19 protein-coding genes and 2 tRNA genes are annotated in these 17,312 nt (G+C 74.4%); 9 read left to right on the forward strand and 12 right to left on the reverse strand.

Annotated elements, in window-relative coordinates; all coding sequences use genetic code 11:
* Positions 1–38: 38 nt before the first annotated feature.
* Together ACGFIG_RS05480 and orn are read right to left on the reverse strand one after the other, a co-directional pair.
* Positions 39–111: transfer RNA gene (locus tag ACGFIG_RS05480), tRNA-His, on the reverse strand.
* A gap of 112 nt (positions 112–223) precedes the next feature.
* Entirely contained in the window at positions 224–814 is a 591-nt protein-coding gene (orn, locus tag ACGFIG_RS05485) for an oligoribonuclease (protein ID WP_392999519.1), read from the reverse strand.
* Between the two features lie 76 nt (positions 815–890).
* On the opposite strand from orn, the gene ACGFIG_RS05490 reads away from it, so the two are divergent.
* Positions 891–2,165 (forward strand): glycosyltransferase 87 family protein, encoded by a 1,275-nt coding sequence (locus tag ACGFIG_RS05490; RefSeq protein ID WP_392999521.1) that lies wholly within the window; start codon positions 891–893, stop codon positions 2,163–2,165.
* Between the two features lie 213 nt (positions 2,166–2,378).
* Here the strand turns inward: ACGFIG_RS05490 and ACGFIG_RS05495 are convergent, their stop codons facing one another.
* The 4 genes from ACGFIG_RS05495 to ACGFIG_RS05510 all read right to left on the reverse strand — a co-directional run bounded on the left by ACGFIG_RS05495 (position 2,379) and on the right by ACGFIG_RS05510 (position 6,839).
* A complete protein-coding gene (locus ACGFIG_RS05495; protein WP_392999523.1) occupies positions 2,379–3,452 on the reverse strand; it encodes a hypothetical protein in 1,074 nt (357 codons plus the stop codon).
* Between the two features lie 137 nt (positions 3,453–3,589).
* Positions 3,590–4,321 (reverse strand): YcnI family protein, encoded by a 732-nt coding sequence (locus tag ACGFIG_RS05500; RefSeq protein WP_392999525.1) that lies wholly within the window; start codon positions 4,319–4,321, stop codon positions 3,590–3,592.
* A gap of 16 nt (positions 4,322–4,337) precedes the next feature.
* Positions 4,338–6,002 carry a copper resistance CopC/CopD family protein gene (locus tag ACGFIG_RS05505; RefSeq protein ID WP_393001317.1) on the reverse strand — a complete coding sequence of 555 codons (1,665 nt, stop codon included), beginning with the start codon at positions 6,000–6,002 and terminating at the stop codon, positions 4,338–4,340.
* Positions 6,003–6,194: 192 nt separating this feature from the next.
* Complete coding sequence (locus tag ACGFIG_RS05510) at positions 6,195–6,839, reverse strand: zf-HC2 domain-containing protein (RefSeq protein WP_392999527.1); 645 nt, start codon at positions 6,837–6,839, stop codon at positions 6,195–6,197.
* Between the two features lie 107 nt (positions 6,840–6,946).
* Here ACGFIG_RS05510 and ACGFIG_RS05515 point away from each other — a divergent pair, with 107 nt between their 5' ends.
* The 4 genes from ACGFIG_RS05515 to ACGFIG_RS05530 are packed head-to-tail and all read left to right on the forward strand — an operon-like array spanning position 6,947 to position 9,971.
* Positions 6,947–7,537, forward strand: coding sequence for a sigma factor-like helix-turn-helix DNA-binding protein (locus ACGFIG_RS05515; RefSeq protein WP_392999529.1), 591 nt, complete (start codon positions 6,947–6,949; stop codon positions 7,535–7,537).
* Between the two features lie 31 nt (positions 7,538–7,568).
* Complete coding sequence (locus ACGFIG_RS05520; protein WP_392999531.1) at positions 7,569–8,093, forward strand: MauE/DoxX family redox-associated membrane protein; 525 nt, start codon at positions 7,569–7,571, stop codon at positions 8,091–8,093.
* Positions 8,086–8,802: a DsbA family protein gene (locus ACGFIG_RS05525; RefSeq protein WP_392999533.1), complete on the forward strand. Its 717-nt coding sequence runs from the start codon at positions 8,086–8,088 to the stop codon at positions 8,800–8,802. Before ACGFIG_RS05520 ends, ACGFIG_RS05525 begins: the two co-directional genes overlap by 8 nt.
* Positions 8,799–9,971, forward strand: a complete 1,173-nt coding sequence (locus ACGFIG_RS05530; RefSeq protein ID WP_392999535.1) for a hypothetical protein — start codon at positions 8,799–8,801, stop codon at positions 9,969–9,971. Before ACGFIG_RS05525 ends, ACGFIG_RS05530 begins: the two co-directional genes overlap by 4 nt.
* A gap of 38 nt (positions 9,972–10,009) precedes the next feature.
* Here the strand turns inward: ACGFIG_RS05530 and ACGFIG_RS05535 are convergent, their stop codons facing one another.
* From ACGFIG_RS05535 to ACGFIG_RS05550, 4 genes are read right to left on the reverse strand one after another with little or no spacing between them, the layout of a single operon-like run.
* On the reverse strand, positions 10,010–10,768 hold the full coding sequence (locus ACGFIG_RS05535; RefSeq protein WP_392999537.1) for an energy-coupling factor ABC transporter ATP-binding protein: 759 nt from the start codon (positions 10,766–10,768) through the stop codon (positions 10,010–10,012).
* Positions 10,765–11,535: a cobalt ECF transporter T component CbiQ gene (gene cbiQ, locus ACGFIG_RS05540; RefSeq protein WP_392999539.1), complete on the reverse strand. Its 771-nt coding sequence runs from the start codon at positions 11,533–11,535 to the stop codon at positions 10,765–10,767. Before cbiQ ends, ACGFIG_RS05535 begins: the two co-directional genes overlap by 4 nt.
* A gap of 7 nt (positions 11,536–11,542) precedes the next feature.
* Positions 11,543–11,935: a PDGLE domain-containing protein gene (locus ACGFIG_RS05545; protein WP_392999541.1), complete on the reverse strand. Its 393-nt coding sequence runs from the start codon at positions 11,933–11,935 to the stop codon at positions 11,543–11,545.
* Positions 11,932–12,648, reverse strand: a complete 717-nt coding sequence (locus ACGFIG_RS05550; protein ID WP_392999543.1) for an energy-coupling factor ABC transporter permease — start codon at positions 12,646–12,648, stop codon at positions 11,932–11,934. Before ACGFIG_RS05550 ends, ACGFIG_RS05545 begins: the two co-directional genes overlap by 4 nt.
* Positions 12,649–12,805: 157 nt before the next feature.
* On the opposite strand from ACGFIG_RS05550, the gene bcp reads away from it, so the two are divergent.
* From bcp to ACGFIG_RS05565, 3 genes are all read left to right on the forward strand, one after another.
* A complete protein-coding gene (gene bcp, locus ACGFIG_RS05555; RefSeq protein ID WP_392999545.1) occupies positions 12,806–13,282 on the forward strand; it encodes a thioredoxin-dependent thiol peroxidase in 477 nt (158 codons plus the stop codon).
* Between the two features lie 100 nt (positions 13,283–13,382).
* Positions 13,383–13,465, forward strand: a tRNA-Leu gene (locus tag ACGFIG_RS05560).
* Positions 13,466–13,533: 68 nt separating this feature from the next.
* On the forward strand, positions 13,534–14,061 hold the full coding sequence (locus ACGFIG_RS05565) for a GNAT family N-acetyltransferase (RefSeq protein ID WP_392999547.1): 528 nt from the start codon (positions 13,534–13,536) through the stop codon (positions 14,059–14,061).
* Positions 14,062–14,300: 239 nt separating this feature from the next.
* On the opposite strand, the gene ACGFIG_RS05570 is transcribed toward ACGFIG_RS05565, so the two are convergent.
* Positions 14,301–15,119, reverse strand: coding sequence for an MOSC domain-containing protein (locus ACGFIG_RS05570; protein WP_392999549.1), 819 nt, complete (start codon positions 15,117–15,119; stop codon positions 14,301–14,303).
* 75 nt (positions 15,120–15,194) lie between these two features.
* Positions 15,195–16,028, reverse strand: coding sequence for a class I SAM-dependent methyltransferase (locus ACGFIG_RS05575; protein ID WP_392999551.1), 834 nt, complete (start codon positions 16,026–16,028; stop codon positions 15,195–15,197).
* A 159-nt stretch (positions 16,029–16,187) separates the two neighbouring features.
* Here ACGFIG_RS05575 and ACGFIG_RS05580 point away from each other — a divergent pair, with 159 nt between their 5' ends.
* Entirely contained in the window at positions 16,188–17,237 is a 1,050-nt protein-coding gene (locus ACGFIG_RS05580; RefSeq protein ID WP_392999553.1) for an LCP family protein, read from the forward strand.
* The last annotated feature ends 75 nt before the right edge of the window (positions 17,238–17,312 follow it).

Below are 17,312 nucleotides of genomic sequence, written 5' to 3' on the forward strand. Positions count from 1 at the left end.
AAGGCCCCCTCCGCGAGGAGGGGGCCTTCTGGTAACCGGGTGACTGATGGGAATTGAACCCACGACAACCGGGACCACAACCCGGTGCTCTGCCAACTGAGCTACAGCCACCATGCCGTTCACACCCGATGGATCCGCGCCCGGTCGATCGCCCCGGGCGGGGTGCGGACCAATAATAGCCCCACCCCCGCCCGCCACGTCCAGCGGGTTCCGCCGGGCCGACTCAGAGCCCGGCAGCGATCGCCTTCGCGGTCTCCACGTCCGGGCCCGGCAGGGGCACGAAGACGGTCCGCCGGTAGTACTCCAGCTCCCGGATGCTCTCCCGGATGTCCGCCAGGGCCCGGTGCGCGAGGCCCTTCTGCGGTTGGCCGAAGTAGACGCGGGGGTACCAGCGCCGGCACAGCTCCTTGATCGACGAGACGTCGATCATCCGGTAGTGCAGGTGCGCGTCGAGGCGCGGCATGTCCCGGGTGATGAAGCCCCGGTCGGTGGCGATCGAGTTGCCGCAGAGCGGGGCGGTGCGCGGGTCCTTCACGTGGCTGGCGACGTACTCCAGCACCATGTCCTCGGCCTCGGCGAGGGTGACGGTCGAACGCCGCACCTCGTCGGTCAGCCCCGACTTGGCGTGCATCGTCGCCACGATCTCCGGCATCGCCTCCAGCGCCGCCTCGTCGGCGTGGATCACCACGTCGACGCCATCCCCGAGCACGTTGAGGTCGGGATCGGTGACGAGCGCGGCGACCTCGATCAGCTTGTCCCTGCCGAGGTCCAACCCGGTCATCTCACAGTCGATCCAGACGAGAAGATCAGCCACCGGGACAGCCTACGCGCAGCCCACCCGGCCGCGCGCCCGCGCACCGGGGCGGGCGGTGACCGCTAGGGTTTCCCCCGTGCCAGCAGAGCCCGCCGCACCGCCCGCCGTCACCGACGACGATCCCGGTGGCCGTACGGTCCGTCGGCTCGTCGCCGTGTTGGCGCTGGCCGCCGTGCTGCCGGCGCTCTACCTGCCCGGTCTGGTGCACGACTTCTTCGACCTGAAGATCTACATGCGGGCGATGGACTGGTGGTCGGCCGGGCACCCGCTCTACGACTACGCGCAGCCCGACCGGGTGCAGGGCGAGCTCTACTTCACCTACCCGCCGTTCAGCGCGCTGCTGCTGCGCCCGTTCGCGCTGCTGCCGCTGGGCGCCACGGTGGTGATCTTCACGGTCCTGACGGGACTGGCGGTGGTGGTCACCACCCGGTGGCTGCTCGCGCCGGTGATCGCCAGGCACGGGCTGCCGCGTGTGTTCAGCCTCACTGTGGCGGTCCTGCTCGTGCTGGCCGTCGAGAGCACCCGCGAGACGATCACCTTCGGTCAGATCAACATGCTGCTGGTCGTACTGATCCTGGCGGACCTGCTCTTCGCCGTACCCCGGGCGAGCCGGTGGGCCGGCGTGGGCGTCGGCCTGGCGACGGCGCTCAAGCTCTTCCCGGGCATCTTCATCGTGTACCTGCTGGCGACCCGCCGGTGGCGGGCGGCGGTGGTGGCGAGCGTGACGGCCGCGGTGGCGACCCTGCTCGCCGCGGCGGTCGCGCCGCGCGACTCGTGGCGGTTCTGGACCCACGAGCTGTGGGCGACCGACCGGGTCGGCCGCACCGACTACACCGGCAACCAGTCGCTGTTCGGCCTGCTCAGCCGCATCACCGCGCCGGAGAAGCCCAACCAGCTGATCTGGCTGCTGCTGGTCGCCCTCGTCGCGGGGTACGGGCTGTGGCGCGCCGCGCGGGCGGCCCGCGCGGGGGACACGCTCACCGGACTCGCCCTCACCGGGCTGGTCGGTGCGCTGGTCAGCCCCATCACCTGGACCCACCACATCTACTGGTTCATCCCGGCGGTCGTGGTGCTGGTGGACGCCGCGCTGAGCGCCGACCCCGCGACCGGCGAGGGCGCCCGCCTGCGGCGTCGGCTGATGGCGCTCGCCGTCGGCACCTCCGCCCTCGTCGTGTACGGGGTGGTGACCTTCCACGACTGGGGGATCGCCCCGGTGCGTACGGACTCGCCGGGGGAGTTCCTGGTGCGCAACACGTACGTGCTGCTGAGCCTGCTGCTGCTGGTGGGCCTGCCGGTGCGGCGCGAGAACGGCAAGTCGCGTCAATTGGACAGTCTTCCCAAGCAGCCCTGATCGTGGCTAATCTGGTCGCAACTACCTCGTGCGTCTCTCAGGTAGCACCGATCCCCCGGTGAGAGCGGCCCTCCGCGTCGGCAGCGCGGAGGGCCGTTCGCCGTCCCGCTTGAGTGCGCCGGGCGGAGCCGAGGCCAGTCGCCGGCCGAACGGGGGCTCGGCCGGAGCCGGGGTCGACCCGCCGGCCCGGCGAGGCGACGGGCGGAGCCGGGGTCAGCGCGGGTTCTCGGGCGACTGCGGGCCGGCGTCGGGAGCGGCGGGGCGGTGGCCCTGCGCGTCGACCGGGTTCGCCGTCTCCTCGGGCGCGGCGGGCGGCCAGGCCAGGGTGAGGTTCACCTCGGGCTGCCGGGGCGCGGGATCGTCCCCGGCGAGGTCGGCGAGCGTCGCGGGGCGGCGGGCGGGCACCGGCCCGAGCGCCGGTGCGGTCACCGGGGCGGCGGCGCCGACCGAGGCGAGCTGACGCCCGGCGACGTGGGACCGGTCGCTGTCGCGGGTCGGCTGCGCGCCGAGGCCGCTGAGCGAGGTCACGCCGAGGCGTCCGGCGAGCACCGGCACCTGGTCGGGCTCGACCACGAAGACCACCTCGCGGGGGCGTACCGGACGCAGCAGGAGCAGGGCCAGCGCCACGGCCAGCACCCCGCCGACCAGCAGCCCGGTGGTCGCCGGGGCGGTCCAGCCGGCCCGCAGCCCCGCCCGCAGTTCGAGGCTCAGGTCGGCCCGGCCGTCGGGGCGCATCACGACCAGGCTCAGCCCCCGGTCGGCCAGCTCGGCCGGGGTCCACTCCAGCCCGCCGATCCCCTCGCGTACCCAGAAGGGTTGCCCGATCGGCCCGGGTACGGCCGACGGTGCGGGCGCGGCGGACGGCCCGGCACCGGTCGACGGCGCGGGAACGGCCGACGGGGCGGCGCCGGCGGGCTGCAACCGGACCGGCAGCGGCCCGCGGGCCAGCGCCACCCGGCGTACCTCGGCGTGCGGCACCGGGTCGAGCCAGCGCCGCACCTCGTCGGCGGGGGCCAGCCCGACGAAGGCCGGGCCGTCGGGCGTCCGCGCGTCCAGCCGGAGCCGGGTCTGCCCGGCGCGGGCGAACGGCGCCTCGGTCCGCAGCAGCTCGTCGACGTCGCGGACGACGATCGCGTGGCCCGGCGTCTGCACGGTCTCGAACCGGGCGCTGAAGGCACCCCCGGGGTCGGCCTGCCGGGCGAGCAGCGCGAGCGCCCCGCCGGCGAGCAGCGCCGTGATCCCGACCGTCAGCAGCAGCATGGCGGCGAGCACCCGCACGTTGCGCATTCGCCTTGTCCCCCTCCGTAGCCGGATACCCGGCCGACCTTACCGACGTGGGGCGGCTGATCAGCGGATATCCACGGCACGGGCCCGGAAAGCAGCCGGCCCGCCGGAACGTCCGACGGGCCGGCCAGCGGTACGGGTCACTCCTGCGACGTCGGCGCCCGCCGCGTACGCGAGAACGCGAGGCCGCCGAGCACCAGGCCGCCCACGCCGGCGACCAGGCCCGCGACCGCGAGCCCGGTGGCCACGGAATCGCTCTCGGCGTCGTCATCGTCGTCGTCGGCCTGCGGCGCGGCGGCGCCGGTGGGGGCGGTCGACGGCGAGGCCGCCTTCAGCGTGAGCACCGGGGCGGGGTTCTCCGGCTCCTCGGCGCCGGGGACCGGCTCCTCGATCCACCGCTGCACGTTGCCGTCGGAGTAGGTCTGCAACGTCTTGAAGACCATCGTGTCGACCTGCGGCAGCGGCCCCATCGACACCGGGAACTCCTGGAACTGGCCGGGCTTGACGCCCGCGTCCCCGGTGGCCGTCCAGGTGAGCTTGGAGACGACCTCGCTGAGCTGGCTGCCGTGCACCTCGACCGGCGGGTCCACCTTGCGCTTCTCCACCGCCACCGTCCAGCCGGGCACGGGCATGGTCGACACGGAGCCGACGGGCGCGTTCTCCGGCAGCACCACCTCCACCTTGGTGGTGGAGGCCGTGTCGCTCTCGTTCGGCACCCGGAAGGCGAACCGGCCGTAGCCGCCCTGGGTCGCCTCCTGCGGGTTGACCGTGACGTGGGCCGAGGCGGGCGCCGCGAAGCCGAAGACGGCGGTGGCGACGGCGCCGAGCGCCAGGGCCGCGGCGGCGCTTGCGGTACGCCGGTGACGGATCATGGTGCGAGCCTTCCTGTTACCTGATCGGCACGGTGGCGGTCACCGTGGCCTGGTCGATGTCCGACGTGCGGACGGTGATGCGCAACTGCCACTCGCCCGCCGCCGGGAAGTTGATCTCTCCGGTGGCGTGGTTGTCGGTCAGCGGCAGCAGCGGGACCTGGATCGCCTCGATCCCCGCCGCCGGCAGGGCGGCCGTGGCCCGCCACTCCACCACCGGCTGGGGCCGGTTGTCCTTCGTGTACGCGTAGAAGTGCACGGTGTTGTTGCCCCGCCGGGCCGGGTCCAGCTCGACCTGGAGGGAATAGTTCGGGCTGGTCAGCGTCGTGGAGAAGTAGCCGTCCGTCGCGCCGGCCACGTCGGCGCCGGCGGTGCGGGCCGGGGTGGTCTGCACCAGGACCGCGGACAGGCCGAGGACCACCGCCGTGATCGCCAGCTCCGCCCAGACCGCCCGCCGCATCGGCGTCGGCCGGCCGGCGGCGGTGCGCCGGCGCACCAACTGCCGGGAGTACGCGGCCACCGCGATCACCAGCACGAAGAGCCCGATCTTGGCCAGCACCAGCCGCCCGTAGGTGGTGTCGACCAACGCGCGCGGGGTGGCCACCTCGATCAACGCCTGGACGATGCCGGCGAGCAGCAGCGCCGAGACGGCCAGCGCCGCCCAGCGCGACCAGATCGGCAGGATCGCGCCCAGCTCCCGCTCGTCGGCCCGGCGCAGCAGGAAGACGGCGAGCATCACCAGCCCGCCCAGCCAGACCGCCATGCCGCCGAGGTGGACGGCGTCGACGACCACGGAGACCGCCGGGGCGGGCGAGGCCGCCGGGTGCCCGGCCAGCGGCCAGGTCACCAGCGCCGCCGCCCCGAGCACGCCCAGGATGACCAGGTCGCTCCGCTCGACCGGCCCCGCCATCAGGGGCCGGAGCAGGAACGCCGCCGCGGCCAACAGGCCCAGCCGGACCAGGTGCGCGGCGCCGAAGGAGCTGCCCAGCACCTCGCTCAGCCCCTCGCCGGTCACGTCGAACACGCCGCCGCCGGCGGTGTAGGGCACCTGGAGCAGGAGGTTCGCCACCGTGGCGACCGCCAGCAGGCCGAGCCCCGCCCAGGCCAGCCGCGCCGGTCCCCGCCTCGGCAGTCGCCGGGGCCAGAGCGCGGCGAGCACCAGCGCCGGGCCGACCAGCAGCAGCAGGCCGGTGTAGCCGGCGTACTTGGCCACCTTGACCGCGTTGCCGACGACCGGGTCGGCCCGGCTGTCGTCGCCGCTGTCGACCGGCGGCGTCGAGGGGGCGCCGACGGAGTAGGTGAACGCGCCCGAGACGGGGTGGCTGTCGGCGGAGATCACCCGGTAGCTGACCAGGTAGGTGCCGCGCTCTCCGGCAGGATCGACCGGGATGGTGACCACGGTGCCCTCGAAGGCGGGTTCGCCCCGGTCCGCGCGGGAGCCGTCCGGCGCGATCACCCGGATCTTGCCCGGCACCTTGCGTACGGACTCGCTGAACGTCAGCACGACCTCCGCCGGCCCGTTCGACACCACCGCCGAGGCGATGGGACTGCTGCTCACCAGCACCGCGTGGGCACGGGCGGGGCCGGCGGGGGCGATCAGCAGGGCGACGACGGTGACCAGCAGGCCGGCGGTGGCGATCAGCCGGGCGCTCCAGCGGCGGTTGGCGACACTCATGCCGGCAATGCTCTCGAATCCGACCGCTCCGGCGCGACTCCAACCATGCGCCGGAATCCCGCACGCCGCCCCACCGGCGTGACCCCGGCCACGCCAGTCATCACCGGCATCCACCGCACATCCGCGACTCGGGCCACGCCCGGCACCGCCGGCACCGCCGGAACCGCCGGAACCGACCCGGCCGGCCCGGTCGGTGCGGCGTCAGCCATGACGGGCCAGGAGTGCCGCCGACGGCCGCCGGTCCGGCTCGTCGCTGACCCGGCCCAGCGCCCACAGCAGCCCCGCCTGCACCACGGCGGCCAGGTGGCCGACCTCGTGCACCAGGGCCGTCGTCGAGTTCGCGATGTCCACCGCGCTGGTGCCGGCCAGGCAGACCGCCAGCACCAGCGCCACCGGCACGAACGCGCGGGCCCGCTCGGGCCGCCACGCGGCCAGCGCGAAGCCGACGGCCAGCGCCACGTCGAAGGAGGCCATCTCGCGGCTGGTGTGCGGGTCGACGGTCACGCCCAGCCCGGCGAGCAGCACCGGCAGGGCGATCGACAGCTGGGCGACCGCGGCCACCGCAACCGCCACCCGCAGCACCTGCCGGCGGGCCGTACGGGCCGCCGCGCGGGCCCGCCCGGGCGCCAGCGGATCGGCGGCGACCGCCGCCAGCACCGACGCGGTCAGGTCCGGCACGGCCACCGCCCGCACCCGGACCAGGCGGGTCACCTGCTCGGCCCGGGCCAGCCAGGCCCGGCAGCCGGGGCAGCTCTCCGCGTGCGCGTCCAGCACCGCCGGCGCCGCCAGCGGATCCTCGCCGTCCAGCCGCGCCGACAGCGCCGCGCGTACGTCGTCGCATGTCATGTGGGGATAGTCGTGCGGCGCACCCGAATAGTTCCCGAGGTGGCGCAGGCCATGGAAGGGCCGAAGGACCCTCCCGGGCCCGTCCCCGCCGCGTAACCTGGACTGTCGTGATCCCCGCCCCGCGCGAGACCCCCGCCGCCAGTCCGACCGGTGCCGCAGGCGCCGCCGCGCGGGAGTCGGCGACCGAGTGGGCCCTCGCCGCCCGCGACGGGGACCCGGTCGCCCAGGCCGCGTTCGTCCGGCTGACCCAGGCCGAGGTGTGGCGCTTCACCGCCGCGGTGGTCGATCCGGACAGCGCCGACGACCTGACCCAGGAGACCTACCTGCGGGCGTTCCGGGCGCTGCCGGCGTTCGAGGGTCGCTCCAGCGCGCGCACCTGGCTGCTGGGCATCGCCCGCCGGGCCTGCGCCGACCACCTGCGTACGGTCGTCCGTCGCCGCCGGCTGCGCGAGCGGCTCGCCGCCCACGCCTGGACCGACCGGCCGCACCCCGACCCGGTCGGCCAGTTCGGCGCCGCCGACCTGGTGCGCCGGCTGCCCGCCGAGCGACGCGCGGCGTTCGTGCTCACCCAACTGCTCGGCCTGTCGTACGCCGAGGCCGCCGCCGTGGAGAACGTGCCGGTGGGCACCATCCGCTCCCGGGTGGCCCGGGCCCGCAACGACCTCGTCGAGGCGGTCGGCGACGCCCTCGCCGAATGACCGGGAACTTCCGCCGGGGACGGGACGACCAATGATCGTGACCGCACCGCACGCCCGGGCCGCCCGCTGGCCCGTCGTCCGCCCCTGGCTGGGCGTCGCCGTCCGGCTGGGCCTGGCCGCCGTGTGGCTGGTCGCGGGCGGCAGCAAGGTCGGTGACCTGGCCGCCTCCGGCCGCGCCGTCAACGCGTACCAGGTCATGCCGTACGACCTCACGACGGTGATCGGCGCGGCGCTGCCCTTCGTCGAGCTGGCCCTGGGCCTGCTGCTGCTCCTCGGCCTGGCCACCCGGCTCTCCGCCGGGGTCTCCGCGGCGCTGCTGGTGGTCTTCATCGTCGGCATCGTCTCGGCCTGGAGCCGGGGCCTCGCCATCGACTGCGGCTGCTTCGGCACCGGCGGGCAGCTCGCCGAGGGCCAGAGTCCGAGCTACCTCCCGGAGATCCTCCGGGACCTGGGATTCCTGGCGCTGGCCGGGTTCCTGCTGATCTGGCCCCGCACCCCCGTCTCGGTCGACGGCTGGCTGGCGGGGGACGCATCCGTGGAGGACGAGGATGAGTAGTCGCAAGGGGCAGAAGGACGCGGCCCGGGTGGTCCGCGAGCAGTTGGCCCGGGAACAGCGGCGCAAGCGGACGCTCTGGATCTCCGTGGCCGCCGTGGCCGTCCTGGTCGTCGCCGGCCTCATCGGCTGGAGCGTCTACTCCAGCCAGCGCTCCGACGACTTCACGGCGCCGACCGGCTCGACCGAGGCCGGCACCGGGGTCGTCTCCGGCTCCGGCCCGGTCACCGTCGACATCTACGAGGACTTCCTCTGCCCGGCCTGCAAGCAGTTCGAGCAGACCAGCGGCCCGACCATCGACCAGCTCATCAGCGAGGGCAAGATCCGGGTCGTCCACCACCCGGTGGCCTACCTGAACCGCTTCTCCAGCACCCAGTACTCGACCCGGTCGTCGGCCGCCTCCGGCTGCGCGGCGGAGGGCGGCCGGTACCGTGAGTACGCCAAGGCGCTGTTCGACCGGCAGCCGCCGGAGGGCGGCGCGGGGCTCAGCGACGCGGAACTGGTCGACATCGCGGCCGGCGTCGGCATCGACCGGGACGGCTTCGCCTCCTGCGTACGGGAGGGCACCTTCAAGCCGTGGACCGAGCACGTGACGCAGGAGGCCAGCAAGGCCAACATCACCGGCACCCCGACGATCCTGGTCGACGGCGAGCAGATCGCCGACCGCAGCCCGGAGGGGATCAAGGCGGCGGTGGAGGCGGCCAGCAGGTGATCATCCGCAATCTGGTGACCCGCGCCGGCCTGGTGCTCGTCGGCGCGCTGACCGCGACTGTCGCGCTCGCCGGCCCGGCCGCCGCGCACGGGGCGGACGCCCCCGACGGCACCGACTACCGCGCCGAGGTCAGTGCCGTCACCCCGGCCCGGCCGGGGCTGAGCGTACGGGTGATCGAGGCGGGCGCCCGGCTGGAGCTGACCAACACCGGCGACCAGCCCGTCGAGGTGCTCGGCTACTCCGGCGAGCCCTACCTGCGGGTCGGGCCCGACGGCGTGTACGAGAACGTCCGCTCCCCCGCCACGTACCTGAACCGGACCATCGCCGGGGAGACCCGGCTGCCCGCCGAGGCGGACCCGGCCGCCGCGCCGGACTGGCGGCGGCTCGACGGCTCCGCCACGGTGCGCTGGCACGACCAGCGGGTGCTCTGGCGGGAGTCGGCCCCGCCGCCGCAGGTGCGTGCCGCCCCCGACCGGGAGCACCGGGTGCGGGACTGGACGGTGCCGCTGCGCACCGGCACCGAGACCGGGGAGATCCGCGGCACCCTCGACTGGGTGCCGCCGCCGGACGCGTACGTCTGGTGGGTGGTCGCCACGGTCGGGCTGCTGGCCGTGGGGGCGCTCGGGTTGTTGCCGGCGCGGTCGCGGCCGGGTACGCGGGCGCTGGCCGGGCTCGGCGGGCTGCTGGTGCTCGGCGGGGTGGCCGCCGTCGTGTTCACGGTGGGCCGGGAGTTGGACGCCGGCGCGCGGGGCTTGGGCGGGGTGCTGATCGGCCTGCTCGGCGGGCAGGTCTGGGCGCTGCTCACCGGGCTCGGCGCCATCGCCGCCGGGGTCTTCGCGCTGGCCCGTCGGCCGGCCGCCGACTTCGCGCTGGCGCTGGCCGGGGCCTGCCTGGCGCTCTTCGCCGGGGTGGCCAACGCCGCCGTCTTCGCCCGCGCCGTCGCCCCCGTGCCCTGGCCGGCGACGACCGCCCGCGTCCTGATCGCCCTGATCCTCATCGCGGGCGCCGGAGCCACCGCCGCCGGCGCCCTCCGCCTCCACGCCACCTCCCGCCCCCAGACCCCCCAGACCCTCCAACCCCCACCCGCTCCCCCGCCCACTTCGCGCGTCGATCATGGAGTTGTGGTGGCGGACGAGACAGAGCAGGACCGGGCAGATCGGGCACCATGAGTGCATGATCGACGCCGCCGGGCGGGGCCCGGGGCGGGTCAGGGTGCGGGGGTGAAGCCCCGGGGGAGTTCCAGGCGGTGACGGGCCAGGAGGTCGGCGTCCGCCAGGAGGTCGGCCGTCGGGGCGTCGGCGACGACCCGGCCGGCGTCCAGGATGACCGAGCGGTCGCAGAGCTCCAGGGCGTACGGCAGGTCGTGGGTGACCATCAGCAGCGTCACCGGCAGGGTGCGCAGGATGCCGGCCAGCTCGCGGCGGGCCGCCGGGTCGAGGTTGGACGACGGCTCGTCGAGGACCAGGATCTCCGGGTGCATGGCGAGCACGGTGGCCACCGCCACCCGCCGGCGCTGCCCGAAGGAGAGGTGGTGCGGGGCCCGGTCCCGGTGCTCGCCCATGCCGACCGCGGCGAGGGCCTCGTCCACCCGGGCCGACAGCTCCGCCCCGCGCAGGCCCAGGTTGGCCGGCCCGAACGCCACGTCCTCGGCGACCGTGGGCAGGAAGAGCTGGTCGTCGGGGTCCTGGAAGACGATGCCCACCCGGCGGCGTACCTCGGCGAGCGTGGCCCGGTCCTGGCTGACGGTCAGCCCCCCGACGCTCACGCTCCCCTCGCTCGGGGTGAGGATGCCGTTGAGGTGCAGCACCAGCGTGGTCTTCCCGGCGCCGTTGGGGCCGAGCAGCGCCACCCGGTCGCCGCGCGGCACCGTCAGGTCCACCCCGTCCAGGGCGACGTGCCCGTCCGGGTACGCGTACCGGACGCCACGGACGTCCAGGGAGAGGGCGGTCTGCACGGCTCTGATCATGTCAGTACGACGGCGGTGGCGGCGATGCCGGCCGCCAGGACCGGCACGGTGGCCGCGACCAGCCACTGCCCGGCGGTCGCCGCGCCCGCGCCCTGCCACACCTCCGGCATCCGCCCCGTGTAGCCGCGCGACACCATCGCCAGGTAGACCCGCTCGCCACGTTCGAACGCGCGCAGGAAGAGCGCGCCGACGCCGGCCGCGAAGCCGCGCAGCTGCCACAGGAAACGCGGATCGTCGCCCCGGGACACCCGCGCCACCCGCATCCGCCGGGCCTCGCCGACCAGCACGTCCAGGTAGCGCAGCATGAACGTGGCGATCTGGGTGAGGATCTGCGGGCACCGCAACCGGTCCAGGCCGACGATCAGGTCCCGGGTCGTGGTCGTCGCGGCGAGCAGCAGCGAGGCCAGCACGCCCAGGGTGCCCTTGGCGACGATGTTCCACGCCCCCAGCAGCCCGTCGGACGACAGGCTCAGGCCGAGCACCTCGACCCGCTCACCGGCGCCGAGGAACGGCAGCGCCACCGCGAACAGCACGAACGGCAGCTCGATCAGCGACCGGCGCAGCAGCCAGCCGGGCCCCACCCGGGCCAGCGCCGCCACCACCGCGACCAGCAGGGCGTACGCGCCGAAGGCCCAGAACGCCTCGCGGGGGGTGCCGACCACGGCGAGGGTGAACGCCACCATCGCCGCGATCTTGACCTCGGGTGGGAGCCGGTGCACCGGTGACGCGGCGTCCCGGTACAGCACGTGCGCGTGCCCGGCGCCCATCCGGTCGCTACCCCCGACCCGACGCGCCGACGGGGGTGCGGGCGTCCCCGGCCGCGTCCTCGTCCCGGGGGTCGCGGCGGCGGACCAGCCAGAAGGCCCCGCCGGCCACCGCGAAGGTGAGCAGCACGCCGACGACGCCGGACAGGCCGGTGGAGAGGAACTCGTTGTCGATCCCCGCCACCCCGTAGTCGGCCAGCGGTCCGCCGACCTCGTGCTCCTTCTCCCGCTGGGCGGGGCAGTCGCCGCCGGTGATGTTGTCGTCGGCGTCGAAGGTGCAGCCCTCGCGCAGCGACGAGTCCAGCCCGTCCGGGTGGGACGAGGCGAAGTTGCTCACCACCCCGGCGAGGAGCAGGGCCACCAGCAGCCCGCCGACGACGAATCCCCAGGAACGTTTCCTCACCGGACACCTCCGACGGCCGGGACGGCGGGCGTGGACGCCGCGCGCAGCCCGCGCAGCGCGTAGACGAGATCGGGCCGTACCTTCGCGACGGTGACCACCGTGGTCGCGGTGATCAGGCCCTCGCCGATGCCGATCAGCAGGTGCGCGACGGCCATCGTGCCGGCCAGCCCGCCCAGGTTGCCGCCCAGGTCGGTGGTGCCGCCGAGCCAGTACTGGAACACGAAGCCCATCGACGCGACCACCACGCTCACCAGCGCGGAGACGAAGGCGGTCACGCCGAGGCCGGCGGGGGTGCGCGGCAGCACCCGCAGCAGCAACGCGATCAGCAGGTACGCCGCGGCGGTGCCGAGCACCGCCATGTTGGTGATGTTGAGCCCGAGCATGGCCACGCCGCCGTCGCCGAAGACGAGCGCCTGCACGACCAGCACCACGGCCACGCAGAGCGCGCCGACCCACGGGCCGACCAGCATCGCGGCGAGCGCCCCGCCGAGCAGGTGACCGCTGACGCCGGCGGTGAAGATCGGAAAGTTGAGCATCTGCACGGCGAAGATGAACGCCGCGACGAGCCCGGCCATCGGCGCCAGCCGGTCGTCCAGGTCGCGCCGGCCGCGCAGGACGCAGAACGTCATCGCGGCCAGCGCCACCGCCGCGAAGACCGCCGCCACGGGACCGTCGATGATTCCGTTCGAGATGTGCATCGCCAGGGTTTCCACGCGACCTCCCACGCGTCGGCCGGCCCCATCAGCCGTAGGCGTCAGCCTATTTCCTGACCACGGTTGTTGCCAATACATGGCAACTTGCCCCGCGTCCGTCCACGCGCGAGCGGCGTGCCGCCCGGGGCGGGGCGGGGGCGGCACGTAGGGTCGTGCCATGACCGCGCCCGACCGCCTCTCCCCCGGTGACCCCGCGCCGGAGTTCAGCCTCCCCACCGACACCGGCGAGGCCCTCTCGCTGGCCGACCTGCGTGGCCGCAAGGTCGTCCTGTACGCCTACCCGGCGGCCATGACGCCCGGCTGCACCAAGCAGGCCTGCGACTTCCGCGACTCGCTCGCCTCGCTCCAGGCGGCCGGCTACGAGGTCGTCGGCATCTCGCCCGACAAGCCGGAGAAGCTGGCGAAGTTCCGCGAGCGCGACGCCATCACCTTCCCGCTGGTCGCCGACACCGACCGGTCCGTGCTGGCGGCGTACGGCGCGTACGGCGAGAAGCAGTCGTACGGCAGGACGGTGACCGGCGTGATCCGCTCGACCTTCGTGATCGACGAGGACGGGAAGATCGAACGCGCGCTCTACAACGTCAGGGCCACCGGCCACGTCGCGAAGCTGCGCCGGGACCTCGGGCTCGACTGAGGTCCCCGCCGCGGGAGGCCCGCCTCCGGCCGTCGACGACCGCAGGCCGTGGGCCGGGCCCACCACCGAAGCGGCGCGACACTCTAGACTCAGCGGGTCGGCGGGAGTGGCGTAATGGCAGCCGCGGTAGGTTTAGGTCCTATTGTCCGAAAGGACGTGGGGGTTCGAATCCCCCCTCCCGCACACCGAGCACCCTGTCGGGCGCGTCACGATCCCAGGTCGCGGCGGTTCCGCAGGGTCAGTATTACCGGGTGAGCCTGCGCTTCGTCCTCGACCCCGAACTGACCCCCGAGCTGCGGGAACGGATCGTCGCCCTCTGGGTCGACGTGACCAACGCCGGCGGAGCGGTCGGTTTCGTGCCCCCGGTCTCCGCCGCCGACGTCCGGCGCACGGCGGAGCCCACCTTCGCCGGCATCGCCGAGGGCCCGGACCGCCTCCTCGTGGGGTACGCGGGCGAGCGGCCCGTCGCCGCGCTGATCTTCTGCGACAACCGGTTCGACCTGAAGGCGCACTGGTGTGTGCTGAAGCGGGTGATGGTCCACCCGGACACCCAGGGCAACGGCTACGGCGCCGCGCTGATGCGCGAGGCCGAGCGGATCGGCCGGGGGACGGGGTGGGAGGCGCTGCACGTGACCGTCCGGGACGGGCTGGGGCTGGACCGGTTCTACCGGCGCCTCGGCTACCGGGAGGTCGGTCGGCTGCCCGGCGCGCTGCGGGTCGCCCCCGGTGACGACCGCGACGAGATCCTCATGTGGCTGGACCTCACGCCGACGGGCTGAGCGGAGCCCGCGAGCGCCGACAGGTCGGGCCTCGGCCGGGTCGCGCAGCGGGGCCGGGACGGCGAGGAGGGCCGCGCAGCGGGGCCGGGACGGCGAGGAGGGCCGCGCAGCGGGGCCGGGACGGCGAGGAGGGCCGCGGCGGGACGGACGGCCGCCCCGCCCGGCGGTGGACCGGGCACTGTGCGCCTTCGCCGGACGCTAACGTGCCCGTCCTCGGTCACGACGGGTCTGCCCGCCGCTCAGTCCCGCAGCACCAGTTCGTCGCCGAGCGCGACCCTGCCCGTCCCCTCGGGGACCAGGTGCAGACCGAAGAGGAGCTTCTGGTTGACGTTGCGGTACCGGCCCAGGGTGCGCAGCGGTTCCTTGCCGCGTACCCCCGTCTCCTGGTCGGTGGTGGTGACCACGCAGCGGACGCACGGCCCGGCGGCGCGGAACCCGACGGCGCCGATGCGCAGCGGGCGGCCGGCCCAGCCGTCCTCGGCCCAGGCCGGCGTGCCCTCCACCACCAGGTTGGGGCGGAACCGCGCCATCGGCACGGGCTCCTCGCCGGCCTCGCCGAGCCAGCCGTTGAGCGCGTCGAGCGAGGCGGCGGTGGCCAGCAGCAGCGGGTAGGCGTCGGCGAAACTGACCTGGTCACCGGTGTCGTGCTCCCGGTCCCCAGGCGGGATGTGCCGGCTCGGCCGCGCGAGCCAGACCAGCCGGGCGGCGCGACCCAGGAACGCGCTGACCCAGGCGTCGGCCGCCGGCCCGGCGGGGAGCGCGGGCACCGGCAGCTTCCGGTTGCGGAACGTCCGCACCGCGACCGGCTCACCGCCGGCCGGCTCGGGCACGGCCAGGTCGGCGTGGCCCTCGCCGCGCAGCAGCAGGCCGCCGTCGTGGGGCGTGACGCGCAGGGCGACCAGGCGGGTGGTCTCCCGCTGGGTGACGCCGACGCCGTCCGCGTCGACGATCATCCAGCGCCGGTCGCCGGCCAGCCCCCACGGCTCGACGCCCGCGACGTCGTGGTCGAGGCGGTGACAACCCTTGACGGGGTACGTGTGGATGGCGCTCAACCGCATGCGGTCACCCTGCCACGGCCCACGGCCGGCCGGTGCCCCGTGGGACGCGGTGCCGCCCGACCCTGAGGGGAGACCTCACCAGGCCACGCCGATGCCGTCTCCCGGATACCAGTGGTTGGCGGGGGTCTCCCGGTAGGCGAGGAACCGCCGGCCAGTGCGTTCGGCGTGCTCGGCGAGGACGTTGGTGGCGGTGACGTTGTCGGTGAGCAGGAACGCGCCCGGGGCCAACCTGCCCTCGACCGCCTCGAACTCGCGCTTCTCGTGGGCCCGGCTGTGGTCGCTGTCGTGCAGGAACAGGTCGACCGGCCGGTCCAGCGCGGCGATCGAGGCGATGGAGTCGCCCACGACCAGGTCGACCACCTCGGACCAGGGCGCGGTGCGGGCGAGGTAGCCGGCCTCGGGGTTGATGTCCAGCGAGGTGACCCGGCCGGGGTGCCCGTCGGCGGCGTTGCGCAGCAGCGCGGCGGCCAGTACGCAGCTGCCGAGCCCCTTGTCGACGCCGGTCTCGACCACGTGCGAGGGTTTCCTGGCGCGCACGATGGCGTACCAGCCGATGCGGCGGGCGTAACGCACCTGCCTGTCGGCCAGCCCCCGGCGGGCGGCACCCGCGGTGGCGGACTCGATGTGCCGGCGCAGCACGTCGTCCGACTCGATCTCGGCGAAGTACGCGCGGACCTGCTTGACGGGCACGTCGCAGACGACGCTGACGAACCAGGCGAGGTGGTGGCGGCTCAGCTTGGTCAGCTCGTACGTGTAGTTGTGGTGCTCCCGCGAGGTGACCAGCCAGCGGGCCGAGGTACGCAGCACCTTGGCGTCGTGGCGGGCGACGCGGGCCAGGCGCTTGGGAAAGGCCGCGACGGGGGCGAGCCGGGTGCGGGCGATGGCCCGTCGGAGCTTCGTTGCGTCCACGAAAGGGTTCTACCAGCCGCGAGCCGTCAGGTGTAGTGGAAGTTTCGTTCCCGCAGCCCGCCCGCGTGGCAGCGCCATACGGATCGCGAACGAGCGGTGCGTCACCGTCAGCCGGACGAGGGTACCCGCGCGCGCGGACGGATCAGTAGCATCGCCGCCATGTCCACTCCACAGTCCGTCGAGCCGGAGCCGACGGCCGACGACCCCGCGTCCCCGGAGCCACCGGCTGGGAAGCCGCGCCGGCGCTGGCGGCGGATCGTTCTGGTGAGCCTGCTGGTGGTGGCGTTGCTGGGCGTGGGTGGCGTGGTGGCCGGTGGGCTCTACCTGCGGTCCGTGGAGTCGGACATCGAGCGGGTCGACGCCTTCACGGACGTGCCGGAGGAGTCCCGCCCGCAGGCCGTGACCAAGGGCGCCATGAACATCCTGATCCTGGGCAGCGACACCCGCGACCCGGAGAGCACGTCGGGATCGCGCACCGACACGATAATCCTGGCCCACCTGCCGAAGGACCGGTCGAGCGCCCAGCTCATCTCGATCCCCCGCGACACCTGGGTCGCCGTGCCCCGCTCCCGGGACGGCAACCACGGCGGCCGGGACGCGAAGGTCAACGCGGCCTACGCGTGGGGTGGCGTACCGCTGATGGTGCAGACCGTCGAGAAGTTCACCGGGGTCCGCGTCGACCACGTGGCGATGGTCGACTTCGCCGGCTTCAAGGAGATCATCGACGCGTTGGGTGGGGTCCGGATCACCGCGGAGAAGGAATTCACCTCGATCCACCCACCGTTCCGGACCTTCGCCCAGGGTACGCAGGAGATGGACGGCGAGGCCGCGCTCGACTACGCCCGCCAGCGCAAGCAGTTCGCGGACGGGGACTTCGCCCGGATCCGCCACCAGCAGCAGGTGATCAAGGCGATCCTCGACAAGGTCTCCTCGGGCGGCATCCTCACCAACCCCGGGAAGCTGAACTCCTTCCTCCAGGCCACCTCGGACTCCGTCTCCGTGGACAAGGAGCTGTCCCTGTTGGACATGGCCACCGAACTGCGCGGCCTGCGCAGCGGGAACCTGTTCTTCCTGACCAGCCCGACGAAAGGCACGGGACGGGTCGGTACCGAGAGCGTCGTCTTCGCCGACACCGGCCGGGTGAAGTCGTTCTACGACTCGGTGCGCCGGGACGCGGTGCAGGAGATCATCAGCGGGGGCAAGCGGTAGCGGCGCACGAGCCGCCCCGGGGCACCGGCGAGGTGGCCCACCGGACGGGCCGCCGCCCGCCCGGTGGGCGCCCGG

This window comes from Micromonospora sp. NPDC049048, assembly GCF_043197615.1.
Taxonomy (GTDB): Bacteria; Actinomycetota; Actinomycetes; order Mycobacteriales; family Micromonosporaceae; genus Micromonospora.

Coding starts and splice junctions, on each gene's coding strand:
- ACGFIG_RS05495 (WP_392999523.1), bottom strand. CDS start 3,452: ATGCGCAACGTGCGGGTGCTCGCCGCCATGCTGCTGCTGACGGTCGGG.
- ACGFIG_RS05500 (WP_392999525.1), bottom strand. CDS start 4,321: ATGATCCGTCACCGGCGTACCGCAAGCGCCGCCGCGGCCCTGGCGCTC.
- ACGFIG_RS05510 (WP_392999527.1), bottom strand. CDS start 6,839: ATGACATGCGACGACGTACGCGCGGCGCTGTCGGCGCGGCTGGACGGC.
- ACGFIG_RS05520 (WP_392999531.1), top strand. CDS start 7,569: ATGATCGTGACCGCACCGCACGCCCGGGCCGCCCGCTGGCCCGTCGTC.
- ACGFIG_RS05525 (WP_392999533.1), top strand. CDS start 8,086: ATGAGTAGTCGCAAGGGGCAGAAGGACGCGGCCCGGGTGGTCCGCGAG.
- ACGFIG_RS05535 (WP_392999537.1), bottom strand. CDS start 10,768: ATGATCAGAGCCGTGCAGACCGCCCTCTCCCTGGACGTCCGTGGCGTC.
- cbiQ (WP_392999539.1), bottom strand. CDS start 11,535: ATGGGCGCCGGGCACGCGCACGTGCTGTACCGGGACGCCGCGTCACCG.
- bcp (WP_392999545.1), top strand. CDS start 12,806: ATGACCGCGCCCGACCGCCTCTCCCCCGGTGACCCCGCGCCGGAGTTC.
- ACGFIG_RS05570 (WP_392999549.1), bottom strand. CDS start 15,119: ATGCGGTTGAGCGCCATCCACACGTACCCCGTCAAGGGTTGTCACCGC.
- ACGFIG_RS05580 (WP_392999553.1), top strand. CDS start 16,188: ATGTCCACTCCACAGTCCGTCGAGCCGGAGCCGACGGCCGACGACCCC.